The organism is Winogradskyella forsetii (genome assembly GCF_013394595.1).
Lineage (GTDB): Bacteria > Bacteroidota > Bacteroidia > Flavobacteriales > Flavobacteriaceae > Winogradskyella > Winogradskyella forsetii.
In genome coordinates, this window is record NZ_CP053348.1 from 1,356,550 (window position 1) to 1,368,579 (window position 12,030).

The window sequence follows — 12,030 nt, forward strand, 5'->3', positions numbered from 1 at the left end:
ATAATCACTTCCACCTACGTCACTTTGCCCCAAAAGAATTAGATTTGTTTAATGAATAATTATTTAGATGAATATAAATATGTTAGTGAAGTATTATCAAAATACGGATGGTTTATTAATGGAGAAATAATTGGAGGTGATTTCGATAGGATAAAATTACTTTGTGAAGAAATAGAGTCTAAAAATTACGATAAAGATACTTGTAATGAAAAAATTAATTATTTATTAAGCCCTATAATATTTAATCCTTATTCAAGAGCATTTGTTAATTATAGGTTTCTAATTTTACCTCATTTGAATAAGTTTTCTCATTTGGTTGATAAAGCAACTTTTCACTATTTTAAAAAAGATTTACTGTCTTCAATTAATTGCTTAACACCAGTAATTGAGGGTGTATTGTTATCATACAACAGTTGGTCAATAGATGAGGGTAAAAGAAAACCATCATTAAAGGAATTAGTTGAAAATATATGTGCAAAAGAAGGCGAATTTAGACATCATTTGAGAAAACTTTATAATGCTTCTTTAAAGAACTGTCTTCATAATTGGTTTTATGCAAATACAAATAGTTTTGATTTTGAATCTTCAAATTTAAATAGACACTATATCAGCCATAGTTTAGGCAACGATAATTATTATTCCATTTCCGAATGTAATAGAATGTTTTCGATAGTAAATCTTCTTTGTGAAATTATAGCAATTGAAAGCAGATATTTTCCTGCTTTTATACCAGAGAATATTCCCGAAATTGATGACCGAGTTAATTTGTACTATGAACTAATGTGGAAGAGAATATCTTTAAAAAAAGCGTTATCTGAAGAAGAAAGATTATTAAACCAAAACAAGTATTACGTTAGTCAAGAATCATTATTGAATTTTAGAGAAATTGTTGAAGCTGAAAATAAAAAACACAATGATTTTTCAAATTCATTTAACACAGAAGAAAAGGAAAAAGTATCTAAAATCAATAGACCTTTTCCCTTTATCGTTAAATTAAAAAAATTAAGGTTTAGGTTTTTTGGTCAAAGACCGAAGCAATAATGATACTATAAAACTCACGGTAGCACCCACAGCAGCCAAAATAATGGTAGTAATTATATCTTCAACACCTATATTCACGATTGTTGATAAGAAAATACCACCAAAAAAACCAGCTTTTGTAGTATCATCCATTATCTGTTGCATTTGCTTCAATTTCAGATTTATCTTTGTCAGTTACTACTGCTTGACTTACTGCAGTAGCTACAGTTCCAGCAACAGTCATATAAGTAGCAATAGTAACCAATAGAGCAGGCATACTAATTGGAGCGGCTATGATAGTACCACCTGCAGTAGCAAGAGCAATACCAATATTTCGCAAGGTTTTAAAAAATTTAGGAGTTGGTTTTTTATAGCGTTCTAAAATATTCATGATTTTGTGATTTAATAGTTAATAAAATGGGTTCTTTTCGGTCTTTAGATTGATAAGCCAAAGACAATAATTTTTGCATAGCATCTTTAGAGTATATGCCTTTACCGATGCCACTTAAATAAGTTACTGGAGCAATGCAACCCTCTAAATCATTTAAAGCATCATTTGCGGGATGAAAGAGAATAAAACTTCTGTCTTTTACATCTTGTAAAATCAAGTGATGTTTAAACCGTTTAGAAAAACGAGTTTTAATCTCATATTGTCCTTCAGGAATACAAGAAATACTACGTTTATTATCTTTCCAAGGTAACTCAATGGTGTGGCAAAGAAATTTATCAGAGTAAAAGAGAGTACCATTGGTACCCTCTTTAAAATAGGCTCTATAAAGAGTTAAATCCATAATTATGGAGTGTCTACAATAACAACTGCTAAAGCGTTGTATGCACCATTCTTAAGCTCGTACATTTGTCCGTTTACCTCTTGATAAAACTCAACACCTAAAACCTGTACAATAGGTAATGTAGAGTTTGCGGTTAATGAAGCTGTCAAAGCTATTGGAGCTGTATCTGCAGCAGAATAAGGTAAAATTGCAGTCTCATCATTTTCAAATGTTGAGGTCTCATTTTCGAAATCCAATTCAGAAGCACCCATTACCACCTTAAAATGGGTCGTTCCTGTCGGAGCTGCAACTCTAACAGTTGGGGAAAAGGCAGCAATATTCAAAGTTGCATCACCAGAAACACGGTCAAAAGCTTTTGTAAATGCAGCAAATAAAGTAGCACCTAATTTACCATTCAAATTAAATTCAAAGCTTTCCAATAAGCTTAAATTACCATCTTGAAGTGTTCTTAACCCTCTTTCATTAGTAGTGTCAGTCTTAACAATTGCCAAAAGATCTTTTGTTAAACGAGAAACTACTCGTTTGTCTTTTGCATTCTGCAAAAGCACACGAATAGCATTTCGTAATACTTTACCACCCTTACCTGCACGTCCAAATTCAGACCCATTTTCACGTGTTCTCTGAAACGCAGGATCATTCGCAATACGATTGGCATCAACGCCACCTTTTTCGCGTGCTAAATGTCCATCGCTAGTTTTGTAAAAGGAAATACCACCAATAGTTCCTTTTAGTTTAATAATTCCAGTTTGTTTTGCCATAATAATTCATTTTTTGATTAATATTTCAAATCACGTAACTTTATGGCTTGTTGTAAAAAATCAAATTCCGTTTTTGGTCATACATTCCGATAAAACCAAAAACGTCATTAAAATATTGATAACACTATCGTGTTGTCAACATTTTAACAACGCATCATCACTATCATCATAAATTAATTAAGTATGTTTAATCCATAGATAAAGCATACATGAAGTATCATGAATCAGAAAAGAGCTTGTATATACCCAAAAGATATTCAGCGTATCACAGGACGTAGTGAACGCTATGGACGTAAGCTTTTAAATGACATTAAAAACTACTTTGGAAAAGAATCTTACCAATTTATTACAATTAAAGAATTCGTTGAATACAGTGGAATTGAAGAGGAAATTGTCAACAAATATTTAATAGATTAATCATACTATTTGATACAAATTGACTGGTTTTAATGGATTTAAAATCGTAAATTTGTAATAAGACGTTCAGATAAAAAATACTACTTCAAACTAACAGATAGGTCTACAATTCGGTTCACACTGTTTTAGTCTACTTCTGAAAGTATTGATTTTACAGCATAGTGGCAGTTTAGTTATCATCCTGCCACCCCGACTTTAAAAGAAAAAGCTCAGCATTTGCTGAGCTTTTTTTATGTCATATAAGTTTAGAACCATTCAAAGTGAATCCCAGAGGCAATCACTGCGATAGCTAAAATAATTAGGGTAATGATTATAAATTTTGCTCCAAATTTAGTTTTTTCATCTTTTTGGAAGATATAATCCCTCCTTTTTTCATCGTCTTCTTTTACGAATTTCATAATTTATTAGTTTTATTGGTTAATGTATACTGTTTTCTTATTGACAAAGGCTAACATGCCCTCTTTTGATAATTCGCGACCATAACCTGAAATTTTTGTACCACCAAAAGGTATCCTCGGATCGGATTTCACCATTTCATTGATGAAAAAAGCACCATCTTCAATTTCTGAAATACGTTTGGATGCAGATTTATAATCTGATGTAAAAACCATGGTGCCTAGGCCAAATTTAGAGTTTGATGCTGTATTGTAAGCTTCATCTTCCGATTCCACTTTTATGATCGCAGCAACTGGTCCGAAAGTTTCTTCTTTGAATACGGGCATTTCAGCAGTGATATTGGTTAAGATGGTGGGTTGGTAATAGGCACCATCCCGTTTGTTCCCCAATGCCACTTTTGCACCTAAATCAATAGACTTTTGAACTTGTTCTTCTAAAGTGTCTGCTAAATCTTCGCGAGCTAAACAAGACATTGTTGTATCTTCTTCTAACGGATTTCCGTAGTCTAATTCTTTGACTTTTGATGTAAACTTTTTGAGGAATTCGTCATAAATACTTTCAACCACAATAAATCGTTTGGCTGCAATACAACTTTGTCCAGAATTCTGCATTCTCGCTTTTACTATGGTATCGATGTGTTTATTTAAATCGGCATCTTTTAAAATGATGCAGGCATTATTTCCGCCTAATTCTAAAAGTGAAGGTTTCAAGTTTTTTCCTGCAAGTTCAGCTATTTTCCGTCCAGCTTTTTCACTTCCTGTTAAAGAAACTGCCTTAACGATTTCATTCGCCATGAGCGTTTCTATGGCATCATGGTCTGTGATGAGGGTTTGAAAACAACCCTTAGGAAATCCTGCGTCGATGAATAGTTTTTCAATTGCAACAGCACATCCAGTAACGTTGGAGGCGTGTTTTAAAAATGCTACGTTTCCAGCGATTAAGGTCGGAATAGCGAAACGGAAAACTTGCCAAAATGGATAATTCCAAGGCATAATGGCTAAAATGCAACCTAATGGATCATAACTGATATAGCTTTCATGGGCATCCGTTTCAATGATCGCATCTCTTAAAAATTGATCGGAATTTTTTATGTAGAATTCAACTAGGTAAATGCATTTTTCAATTTCAGCTTCACTTTCTTGAATTGGTTTACCCATTTCATTTGTTATGAGTTGACTTAGTTCCAATTTCTTCTTAAAAACTTCATCGGCCAAATTTTGTAATAATTTCAAGCGCTCATTAATCTTTTCTTGTTTCCAAGTTTTAAAAGTGGTTTCAGCTAATTCTAATTTGTCATTTAATTTGGACTTAGAATCTAATTTATAAGTTTCTAAATGATTTCCATTAAAAGGATTATATGTTTTAATACTTGTTTTCATTTAATATAATAGTTGTTGCTCAAATTTAATTTTATCTTACCTATTAACTTAATGCGATTACTAAAATATTTAACGCTAACAATAAATAGCATTACAGCTAAAATAGCTAGGTAAAGAGTCAAGTTCTTTTGAGCAAAGAGCTTATCTTTGACATACAGCAAAGTGCTGAGAATTAAAAATAATCAAAAAAATCAAAACATGAGTAATAACGGAAATACAGTATTAGGAATTTTAGCAGGAGCTGCTACAGGCGCAATCTTAGGTATATTATTCGCTCCAGACAAAGGTAGTGTGACCAGACAAAGGCTTGCAGATGAGGCAGCAACAAAACGCGATTACATGGCTGATAGAGCATCTGAATTACGGGATTCTTTAGGTCATACCATCTCTACCCAAAAGGAAAATTTGGATCATCAGGTTGAAGCTATTGTATCTAACGCAAGTTATAAAGCAGAAGATGTCATTACGACTTTAGAATCTAGATTGAAAGACTTAAAAGCTAAGAACAAGAATTTACAGAAAAAAGCATAATTGATGAGTGTATTTGATGATATAAATCACACTACAGATAAGGCTTCTCATATTGGTGAGCGCTATATAAAGGCGTCTCACCAATATTTTAGGTTGAAGGTTTTTCAACAGTTAACACTTTCTTTAAGTTTAGCAACGAAAGTCATAGCGTTTGGCAGCTTTATGTTCGCTGGTTTGCTGTTTTTATCAATAGCAGCAGGTATTGAGATAGGTAAGGCGGTGAGTAGCTATTCCCTTGGATTTTTGCTAGTTGGTATCGCTTATTTTGTAATATCCATTATAATATATATGATGAGAGCTAAATTTAATACCTACATTATTAAGAAACTAGGATCAAAATTTTTTAACTAACATGAAATCATATACTACTTTTAAAGAGATTGATAACGATTTGAAACGTCATAAGTTAGAGCGTGATATTGCTTGGGAAGAACTGAAACTAATTAAAAGCGAATTCAAGGAAGATCTACATCCATTAAACTGGGTCAGTACGGCATTGAAGGTTACTGGAAAATACAGTTTTATCGCTATGATCAGAAAATGGATTTTTGGAAAATAAATTTATTGAGTCTTTACTTTTGAAATAATTTGCTTTTTAAATTCATTTGGCGATATCCCATATTTTTCCTTAAAAATTTTTGAAAAATAACTTCTACTAGTAAAACCAATGGAATATACAATTTGAGAAATATTCAAGTCCGTTGTTTTTACTAGGTTCCTAGCTTGTTCTAGCCTTATATGACGAATAAATTCAGTAACTGTTCGTTTGTATAGAAACTTAAAACCATCTTGAAGCTTAGCTTGAGACAGACCATAATCTAAAGACATTTGATCTAAGGAGTATTGTTTTGCAGGTTCTTTTTGTATAATGTCACAGATTTTCTTAACCGTTCTCAGTTCTTGTTTCATTAATGATTTAGGAAGTTTTCTGCCACTGTTCTGTCTATTATGCTGCTGAATGTGAAGTGAAAGGATTTCATAAACTTTGGCTTCAATTTTCAAAATACGCAACATTCCTTTGGACTTAATATTGTGAATTGATTTCACGTCGTCCGCCATTTTTAAATTCAACTCGCCATAATGCACAAATCTGTTCTCTTGATCACTATCTACAAAAACTTCATATAATTTTTTGTTTAGGGAAGAAACATCAGTTGTTCTTTTCTTTAGGAATTCCTTCCGTACAATCTGAATGACATTTATCTGCAGCTTTTCATTCTTAGGAAAGTGCAAGTAATTCACACCTTCAGACTTATTAGCGAAAATTACAGATTGAAATTGTTTGGTTTTATGCTCTTCGTTTTGTGCACCTAAGCGATGTGTAAAAGCACCTTTAAGATTATAAATAAATCGGATGGGGTTGAAATCTTCAGCCTCAATTCTTAGGATAAATTCCTTATAAAATTTAATATCAAAATCCAGTAAATTAACGCCCCAATCGAACGGAATATAAGTGATTTTACCACGCGCATTGGCATTGTCAATAGTCATGGTGTATTCACCCCAACGTTCTTCGATAGTTCCGTCCAAATGCTCACTGATTTGAGTCAGGATATCTCTAGTGTTCGAAGGTGTTAATTTTATTTCAATCATGCTGTTTAATGAGTGTTATGTCGAATTTAAGGTCTTCTAAGCGAAAAATTAAATTAATAAAAAGAAATGTAAAATTAGACTAATAAAATGGAACTTCATAAAATTTTCAATAAACATCAATTTAACAGGAAATAAACTCCATATAGGCTAAAGCAGTTAAGCATTGACGCGATAGAGCAAATTTAATGGCAACTGTATCTTTATTTTTGTTGATAAACCACAAAATAAGACCATTATGAATATTTATGAAGCCATTAGAAAAGATCATGACATCCAACGTAACTTATTGGATAAGTTGGTTGATACGTCTGGTGATACAAAAACTCGAAAAGATTTGTTTAAAGAGCTTCGCAAAGAGCTGACGCTTCATGCCAATGCAGAAGAAAGACACTTTTATAAACCATTGATTCCAACAGATAAGATGCAAGATCACGCAAGGCATGGCATTGCAGAGCATCATGAAATTGATGAACTTGTTGAACAATTGGAGAAAACCGAGATGGATTCTTCTGCTTGGTTAAAAATTGCTAAGGATTTAAAACATAAAGTTGAGCATCATTTGGAAGATGAAGAGCATTCATTTTTTCAACTTTCAGGTAAAGTATTCAGCGAAAAACAGAAAGAGGAGTTAGCGACTAAATATAATGGTTATATGCAAGAGCATAGATAATTTTTAGAAATAAGGCTGAAGGCTTAGCTATCAATTTAGATTTAAAAGATTGGTTTTACACTGATATTGGAGATTTAATTTGATGGCTTTTTTATTGTAAATCGTCAGGTTATGAAAATCAAAAGCCTTCATATTTGACATGGTTTTCCTTTTGTTAACGGCATTTTATCATAAAATGTGTTAAGATTCATGGCCATGATTAATCGCGTCAATTTCTTCTGCAATTGAACTAATGAATGCTTTAAATGTGAGCTAATTTAGATGATATAAAATGAGTGTTGAAATAAACATTTGGGATGTAATAAGATGAGCATCTTAAAAAAAATCATTTATAATTTTAAACATAATATAAAATGGCAACATACACAGAAGAAGTAGGAAAAAAGCTAAATGCTTTATTAGAAAAGAATTATGATGGCGAAAAAGGCTATCATAAAGCAGCAGAAAACACAGATCATGTTGGATTAAAGACTTATTTTGGTCGTAAAGCACAGGAAAGAAAATCCTTTGGGCACGATCTTAAGTCAGAAATCAGAACTTTTGGCGAAAACGTTGATAAGGGTGGAAGCTTAACGGGCTCAGCACATAGAACATGGATGGATGTTAAAGCTTTATTTTCGGCAGATGACGCAGAGTCAATGTTAGAGGAAGCGATAAGAGGTGAGAAGGCAGCTGTTGACGAATACAACGATGTATTACAAGACACGAGTTTGCCAAGTAGCACTAAGTCGATTTTACTATCTCAGAAAAATCAAATTGAAAGTGATTTATCTCAAGTGAAATCATTGGAGAATTTGAAATAAATTCTAAAATTAACTAGAATTTTGAAAAGCGTTTATTATTTATTTAATAAGCGCTTTTTTATGCGGTTATGATTTGTAATTTGGTAGTAAACCATCCAAAATTAGAAAATTTAGAGTCTTTAAATAGCATTTTTTCTGTTTTATAATTTTTCCAAAATCCATTTTTATCCGCAATAGTTCAAGTTTAGTTGTGGATTTAAAGATAAAGGCTCACTTAAATACGATTTATAAAACCATTTAAGATTATTAAATATGTTAACGTTAAAACTTATTTTTTTTGCGATAGTTTTTTATGTATTCAGGATAACAAAAAATGTTAATAATCACTTACTTGCATAAAAAATAAGTATGTTTTATAAATTATCTAATACAAGCGATGTATTGAAAATTGAGGATGCTTTTGATGCTAAATTTAAATACCCACTACTTTACAAAACCGCTCCAATAATAAACGGACTTTCAGAACAGTCCTTACCAGTTATTACCATGAATAATCCCAAACAGATTGATTATGCGATTTGGGGAATATTGCCACAGGATTATAAAGAAGATTGGGATAGTTTTCAGAATCTTACCAACACGCTCAATATTTCTTTAAATAAAATCAATGCTTTAGATTGGGCTTATCCGTTGCTAAATGAACAACGATGTATAGTTGTTGTTTCCGGTTTTTTTACATCTTTTTTATATGATGGAGAAGTATATCCATTTTATGTCTATGAAGAAAATCACAAACCATTTGCTTTGGCAGGCATTTATTCGACTTTAGCCGACGGTTTTTTATCAGTAAGCCTAATCACTTCGGCATTAAAAAATAACTTCAAAAACATTCACAATATAGGACATGAATTTCCGATTGCCATGGATGATGCGCATTGTAAAAACTGGTTGAGCAAAGATTTGGAATTGTCAAATTTTGGCATAGAAAATATTGATAGGCTCGAATTAAAAGCACATACCATATCAAGGGAATTTTATAAAAATGATATTATTTACGATAACGTATTAGAACCTGCCAATTACATTGGTTTGCCTAAGCTTTCCTTGAAATAGGAACCTGAAATAGTAAAATTAATATTCATTGTTTTACTTAATGATATGGGCATCAAGTTGATTTGAAAGAAGCTTAAAGATGTCAACACCATTTTTTGCTTTTGGCGTTGTTGAAATATACGTATAATGGATTGTTGGATTATATAAATAAGTCGAACTAACTAAATTTCTGATTTATCAGGCTATTTTTTAATCTGCATCGTTTTGAGTTAACAACTTCTTTTTTTGAGTTAATCGATATTAGGCTTAGTCCATAGATTTGTAATATATAATTTAAAGCAATATTAGTTGAAATACTTTTATTAGTTTAGTATAGGTTGGTTACCTAGTAGATAAGGCGAATTCTCGGTTAGGGAATTCGCTTTTTTTTATTAAGTTTTTGAGCACCAATTCGGTCAATATCAAAAGGATATGAGCAAGCCAAACGCCTAAATATATGTTACTTTTATAGTGAAGGTTAGAGCTACTGACCGAATAACTAAAAATCAAAATATTATGTTACGTTGGACAATCACATTCGTTATAATAGCAATCATAGCAGCCGTTCTTGGCTTTGGAGGCATCGCAGGAGCAGCAGCAGGAATTGCTAAAATTGTATTCTTTATATTTATAGTACTTTTTGTGCTGTCATTATTAAAAGGAGCTGTAAAAAAATAAATAGATATTATATCTTTTAAGTGCAAATACATAGCCTTGAGAAGCTCAAAATTCTCAAGGCTATTTTTTTTTAGGAAGAGTTCGACTGTAAGCGTTCGGTCAAATGCCTATGGTAGGTAAGGCTCTTTTCGTAAATTTGAATTCAGCCAAAAAAAGGCAAAATCTGGTATGAATTGTTTTGATTCCGGAGATTCGTATTGGAGATTGCTAAATTCTAAATTAGAATCATTAAGATGTCACGTTTTAATAAATAGTCAAATAGAGAAGGTATTCGGTTATTCAATCCTGACGTAATTTTCAGAATAAATCTTATTGCCATCATCATCCAGTTCAATTTGCTCGAAACGATCTTCTGATAATTCAAGCTCAAAGTTAAATTCCTTATTTTCCGCAATCACTTCATTCATAAAGGCAGATCCAAAATCCAGGACTTCTGTTAAATGGCCATCGTCATAATTATAAGAACCATAACCAAAAAATTCAATAGAATCTGTTTTTAGCAATTTGCACCACATCACCTTACTATCTGTGTACATTTTTACTTGTCTAGAGATCGTGTTATTGGAAAATGAATCTACAACCACATTATCATTGTAATTGTAAAACCCAACAAGTTCCCATGTCCCTTTAAGACTGTTGGTGTCTTTTTTCGTTTCGGTTTCCTGTTCAGTAATATCAACATCGGTTTTTGGCTGATCCTTGCAAGCAAAAACTAGCATCAAAATTATAACTAAGATTAGAGATTTAGATTTCATAATTTATTGGATTTTGCTGTTAAACACTTAAAAATTACAAAATAAAACGGAGAAATCGCCTCTATTTATAATATTTATGATACTATAGTGAGTGTTGATAACTTCTAAGTAAGGTTTTATTCAAAAAACCTACTTTTGTTTGAGATAGAAAAAATGCAAAATTATGTCTGATACAATTGAAAAAGTAAAGTGTTTAATTATAGGTTCTGGACCAGCAGGTTATACAGCCGCAATATATGCATCTAGGGCCAATATGTTTCCTGTTTTATATCAAGGCGAACAGCCTGGCGGTCAGTTAACAACAACCAATGATGTTGAGAATTTTCCAGGTTATCCAGATGGAATCACAGGTCCGGCAATGATGATTGAGTTACAAAAACAAGCCGAACGTTTTGGAACAGATGTGCGTCATGGCTGGATTACAAAAGTTGATTTTTCTGGAGATATTCATAAAGCTTGGGTCAATGGAGAGAAAGAAATTCATGCCGACACCATAATAATATCAACAGGAGCTTCTGCAAAATATTTAAACCTGCCATCTGAACAAAAATATTTAAAACTGGGTGGTGGTGTTTCTGCCTGCGCAGTTTGTGATGGTTTCTTTTATAGAAATCAAGAAGTGGTAATAGTAGGTGCTGGAGATTCGGCTTGTGAGGAAGCCCATTATCTGAGCAAGCTTTGTAAAAAAGTAACCATGTTGGTAAGACGTGATGAATTTAGAGCTTCTAAAATTATGGCAAAACGTGTCAAAAACACAGAGAATATTGAAATCTTATACAACACAGAAACCGAAGAAGTATTAGGAGATGGTCAAGTGGTGACTGGAGTTCGCGTATTTAATAATCAAACTAACGAAAAACACGATATTGAGGCTACCGGTTTCTTCGTGGCGATTGGTCATAAACCAAATACGGATATTTTTAAGGAATACTTGGATTTAGATGAAACGGGTTACATCATTAACGCTAAACCAGGAACAAGCAAAACCAATGTAGACGGTGTGTTTGTGAGTGGAGATGCAGCCGACCATGTTTATAGACAAGCCATTACAGCAGCCGGAACGGGCTGTATGGCAGCTTTGGATGCTGAGCGTTATTTAGCGGCTAAGGATTCTGATTTTGAAGTGGCAACTTCGACCTATAATTAGACTGTAGTTAATTTGAAATATAACAAAGCCGAAGCATTAGACTTCGGCTTTTGTTTTAAG

At 32.6% G+C, this 12,030-nt stretch carries 18 protein-coding genes; 10 read left to right on the top strand and 8 right to left on the bottom strand.

Annotation, left to right across the window (positions count from 1 at the left end):
* The first annotated feature begins 51 nt into the window (after nucleotides 1–51).
* Entirely contained in the window at nucleotides 52–1,041 is a 990-nt protein-coding gene (locus tag HM987_RS05830) for a hypothetical protein (RefSeq protein ID WP_179006077.1), read from the top strand.
* On the opposite strand, the gene HM987_RS05835 is transcribed toward HM987_RS05830, so the two are convergent.
* From HM987_RS05835 to HM987_RS05850, 4 genes are read right to left on the bottom strand one after another with little or no spacing between them, the layout of a single operon-like run.
* Nucleotides 1,003–1,185, bottom strand: coding sequence for a hypothetical protein (locus tag HM987_RS05835; protein WP_179004094.1), 183 nt, complete (start codon nucleotides 1,183–1,185; stop codon nucleotides 1,003–1,005). The genes HM987_RS05830 and HM987_RS05835 overlap by 39 nt on opposite strands.
* Nucleotides 1,166–1,411 carry a hypothetical protein gene (locus tag HM987_RS05840; protein WP_179006079.1) on the bottom strand — a complete coding sequence of 82 codons (246 nt, stop codon included), beginning with the start codon at nucleotides 1,409–1,411 and terminating at the stop codon, nucleotides 1,166–1,168. Before HM987_RS05840 ends, HM987_RS05835 begins: the two co-directional genes overlap by 20 nt.
* A complete protein-coding gene (locus HM987_RS05845; RefSeq protein ID WP_179006081.1) occupies nucleotides 1,389–1,811 on the bottom strand; it encodes a DUF5675 family protein in 423 nt (140 codons plus the stop codon). The genes HM987_RS05840 and HM987_RS05845 overlap by 23 nt, the downstream gene beginning before the upstream one ends.
* A gap of 2 nt (nucleotides 1,812–1,813) precedes the next feature.
* On the bottom strand, nucleotides 1,814–2,569 hold the full coding sequence (locus HM987_RS05850; RefSeq protein ID WP_179006083.1) for a hypothetical protein: 756 nt from the start codon (nucleotides 2,567–2,569) through the stop codon (nucleotides 1,814–1,816).
* A 219-nt stretch (nucleotides 2,570–2,788) separates the two neighbouring features.
* On the opposite strand from HM987_RS05850, the gene HM987_RS05855 reads away from it, so the two are divergent.
* A complete protein-coding gene (locus HM987_RS05855; protein WP_179006085.1) occupies nucleotides 2,789–2,986 on the top strand; it encodes a hypothetical protein in 198 nt (65 codons plus the stop codon).
* 245 nt (nucleotides 2,987–3,231) lie between these two features.
* Here the strand turns inward: HM987_RS05855 and HM987_RS05860 are convergent, their stop codons facing one another.
* Both HM987_RS05860 and HM987_RS05865 read right to left on the bottom strand, forming a co-directional pair.
* The gene (locus tag HM987_RS05860) at nucleotides 3,232–3,384 is read right to left on the bottom strand and encodes a hypothetical protein (protein ID WP_178989134.1); all 153 of its coding nucleotides are present in this window, start codon (nucleotides 3,382–3,384) and stop codon (nucleotides 3,232–3,234) included.
* A gap of 12 nt (nucleotides 3,385–3,396) precedes the next feature.
* Nucleotides 3,397–4,761, bottom strand: coding sequence for an NAD-dependent succinate-semialdehyde dehydrogenase (locus HM987_RS05865; RefSeq protein WP_179006087.1), 1,365 nt, complete (start codon nucleotides 4,759–4,761; stop codon nucleotides 3,397–3,399).
* A 198-nt stretch (nucleotides 4,762–4,959) separates the two neighbouring features.
* On the opposite strand from HM987_RS05865, the gene HM987_RS05870 reads away from it, so the two are divergent.
* From HM987_RS05870 to HM987_RS05880, 3 genes are read left to right on the top strand one after another with little or no spacing between them, the layout of a single operon-like run.
* The gene (locus HM987_RS05870; protein ID WP_179006088.1) at nucleotides 4,960–5,292 is read left to right on the top strand and encodes a YtxH domain-containing protein; all 333 of its coding nucleotides are present in this window, start codon (nucleotides 4,960–4,962) and stop codon (nucleotides 5,290–5,292) included.
* A 3-nt stretch (nucleotides 5,293–5,295) separates the two neighbouring features.
* The gene (locus HM987_RS05875) at nucleotides 5,296–5,643 is read left to right on the top strand and encodes a hypothetical protein (RefSeq protein ID WP_179006089.1); all 348 of its coding nucleotides are present in this window, start codon (nucleotides 5,296–5,298) and stop codon (nucleotides 5,641–5,643) included.
* 1 nt (nucleotide 5,644) lies between these two features.
* A complete protein-coding gene (locus tag HM987_RS05880; protein WP_179006090.1) occupies nucleotides 5,645–5,851 on the top strand; it encodes a DUF6327 family protein in 207 nt (68 codons plus the stop codon).
* A gap of 2 nt (nucleotides 5,852–5,853) precedes the next feature.
* On the opposite strand, the gene HM987_RS05885 is transcribed toward HM987_RS05880, so the two are convergent.
* Entirely contained in the window at nucleotides 5,854–6,885 is a 1,032-nt protein-coding gene (locus HM987_RS05885; RefSeq protein ID WP_179006091.1) for a helix-turn-helix domain-containing protein, read from the bottom strand.
* 235 nt (nucleotides 6,886–7,120) lie between these two features.
* Here HM987_RS05885 and HM987_RS05890 point away from each other — a divergent pair, with 235 nt between their 5' ends.
* From HM987_RS05890 to HM987_RS05905, 4 genes are all read left to right on the top strand, one after another.
* Nucleotides 7,121–7,555, top strand: a complete 435-nt coding sequence (locus HM987_RS05890) for a hemerythrin domain-containing protein (RefSeq protein ID WP_179006092.1) — start codon at nucleotides 7,121–7,123, stop codon at nucleotides 7,553–7,555.
* A 353-nt stretch (nucleotides 7,556–7,908) separates the two neighbouring features.
* Nucleotides 7,909–8,358: a ferritin-like domain-containing protein gene (locus HM987_RS05895; protein WP_179006093.1), complete on the top strand. Its 450-nt coding sequence runs from the start codon at nucleotides 7,909–7,911 to the stop codon at nucleotides 8,356–8,358.
* A gap of 348 nt (nucleotides 8,359–8,706) precedes the next feature.
* On the top strand, nucleotides 8,707–9,411 hold the full coding sequence (locus tag HM987_RS05900; protein WP_179006094.1) for an SOS response-associated peptidase family protein: 705 nt from the start codon (nucleotides 8,707–8,709) through the stop codon (nucleotides 9,409–9,411).
* 495 nt (nucleotides 9,412–9,906) lie between these two features.
* Nucleotides 9,907–10,068, top strand: coding sequence for a DUF1328 domain-containing protein (locus HM987_RS05905; protein ID WP_179006095.1), 162 nt, complete (start codon nucleotides 9,907–9,909; stop codon nucleotides 10,066–10,068).
* Nucleotides 10,069–10,343: 275 nt separating this feature from the next.
* On the opposite strand, the gene HM987_RS05910 is transcribed toward HM987_RS05905, so the two are convergent.
* The gene (locus HM987_RS05910; protein WP_179006097.1) at nucleotides 10,344–10,823 is read right to left on the bottom strand and encodes a hypothetical protein; all 480 of its coding nucleotides are present in this window, start codon (nucleotides 10,821–10,823) and stop codon (nucleotides 10,344–10,346) included.
* A gap of 163 nt (nucleotides 10,824–10,986) precedes the next feature.
* Between HM987_RS05910 and trxB the strand changes: the two genes are divergently transcribed.
* Nucleotides 10,987–11,970, top strand: coding sequence for a thioredoxin-disulfide reductase (gene trxB, locus HM987_RS05915; protein WP_179006099.1), 984 nt, complete (start codon nucleotides 10,987–10,989; stop codon nucleotides 11,968–11,970).
* The last annotated feature ends 60 nt before the right edge of the window (nucleotides 11,971–12,030 follow it).

Excerpts from the sequence above, each read along its gene's own strand:
- HM987_RS05880 (WP_179006090.1), top strand. The coding sequence starts at position 5,645 with ATGAAATCATATACTACTTTTAAAGAGATTGATAACGATTTGAAACGT.
- HM987_RS05875 (WP_179006089.1), top strand. The coding sequence starts at position 5,296 with ATGAGTGTATTTGATGATATAAATCACACTACAGATAAGGCTTCTCAT.
- HM987_RS05900 (WP_179006094.1), top strand. The coding sequence starts at position 8,707 with ATGTTTTATAAATTATCTAATACAAGCGATGTATTGAAAATTGAGGAT.
- HM987_RS05870 (WP_179006088.1), top strand. The coding sequence starts at position 4,960 with ATGAGTAATAACGGAAATACAGTATTAGGAATTTTAGCAGGAGCTGCT.
- HM987_RS05905 (WP_179006095.1), top strand. The coding sequence starts at position 9,907 with ATGTTACGTTGGACAATCACATTCGTTATAATAGCAATCATAGCAGCC.
- HM987_RS05895 (WP_179006093.1), top strand. The coding sequence starts at position 7,909 with ATGGCAACATACACAGAAGAAGTAGGAAAAAAGCTAAATGCTTTATTA.
- HM987_RS05830 (WP_179006077.1), top strand. The coding sequence starts at position 52 with ATGAATAATTATTTAGATGAATATAAATATGTTAGTGAAGTATTATCA.
- HM987_RS05840 (WP_179006079.1), bottom strand. The coding sequence starts at position 1,411 with ATGAATATTTTAGAACGCTATAAAAAACCAACTCCTAAATTTTTTAAA.
- HM987_RS05910 (WP_179006097.1), bottom strand. The coding sequence starts at position 10,823 with ATGAAATCTAAATCTCTAATCTTAGTTATAATTTTGATGCTAGTTTTT.
- HM987_RS05845 (WP_179006081.1), bottom strand. The coding sequence starts at position 1,811 with ATGGATTTAACTCTTTATAGAGCCTATTTTAAAGAGGGTACCAATGGT.
- HM987_RS05850 (WP_179006083.1), bottom strand. The coding sequence starts at position 2,569 with ATGGCAAAACAAACTGGAATTATTAAACTAAAAGGAACTATTGGTGGT.
- HM987_RS05835 (WP_179004094.1), bottom strand. The coding sequence starts at position 1,185 with ATGCAACAGATAATGGATGATACTACAAAAGCTGGTTTTTTTGGTGGT.
- HM987_RS05855 (WP_179006085.1), top strand. The coding sequence starts at position 2,789 with ATGAATCAGAAAAGAGCTTGTATATACCCAAAAGATATTCAGCGTATC.
- trxB (WP_179006099.1), top strand. The coding sequence starts at position 10,987 with ATGTCTGATACAATTGAAAAAGTAAAGTGTTTAATTATAGGTTCTGGA.
- HM987_RS05865 (WP_179006087.1), bottom strand. The coding sequence starts at position 4,761 with ATGAAAACAAGTATTAAAACATATAATCCTTTTAATGGAAATCATTTA.
- HM987_RS05860 (WP_178989134.1), bottom strand. The coding sequence starts at position 3,384 with ATGAAATTCGTAAAAGAAGACGATGAAAAAAGGAGGGATTATATCTTC.
- HM987_RS05885 (WP_179006091.1), bottom strand. The coding sequence starts at position 6,885 with ATGATTGAAATAAAATTAACACCTTCGAACACTAGAGATATCCTGACT.
- HM987_RS05890 (WP_179006092.1), top strand. The coding sequence starts at position 7,121 with ATGAATATTTATGAAGCCATTAGAAAAGATCATGACATCCAACGTAAC.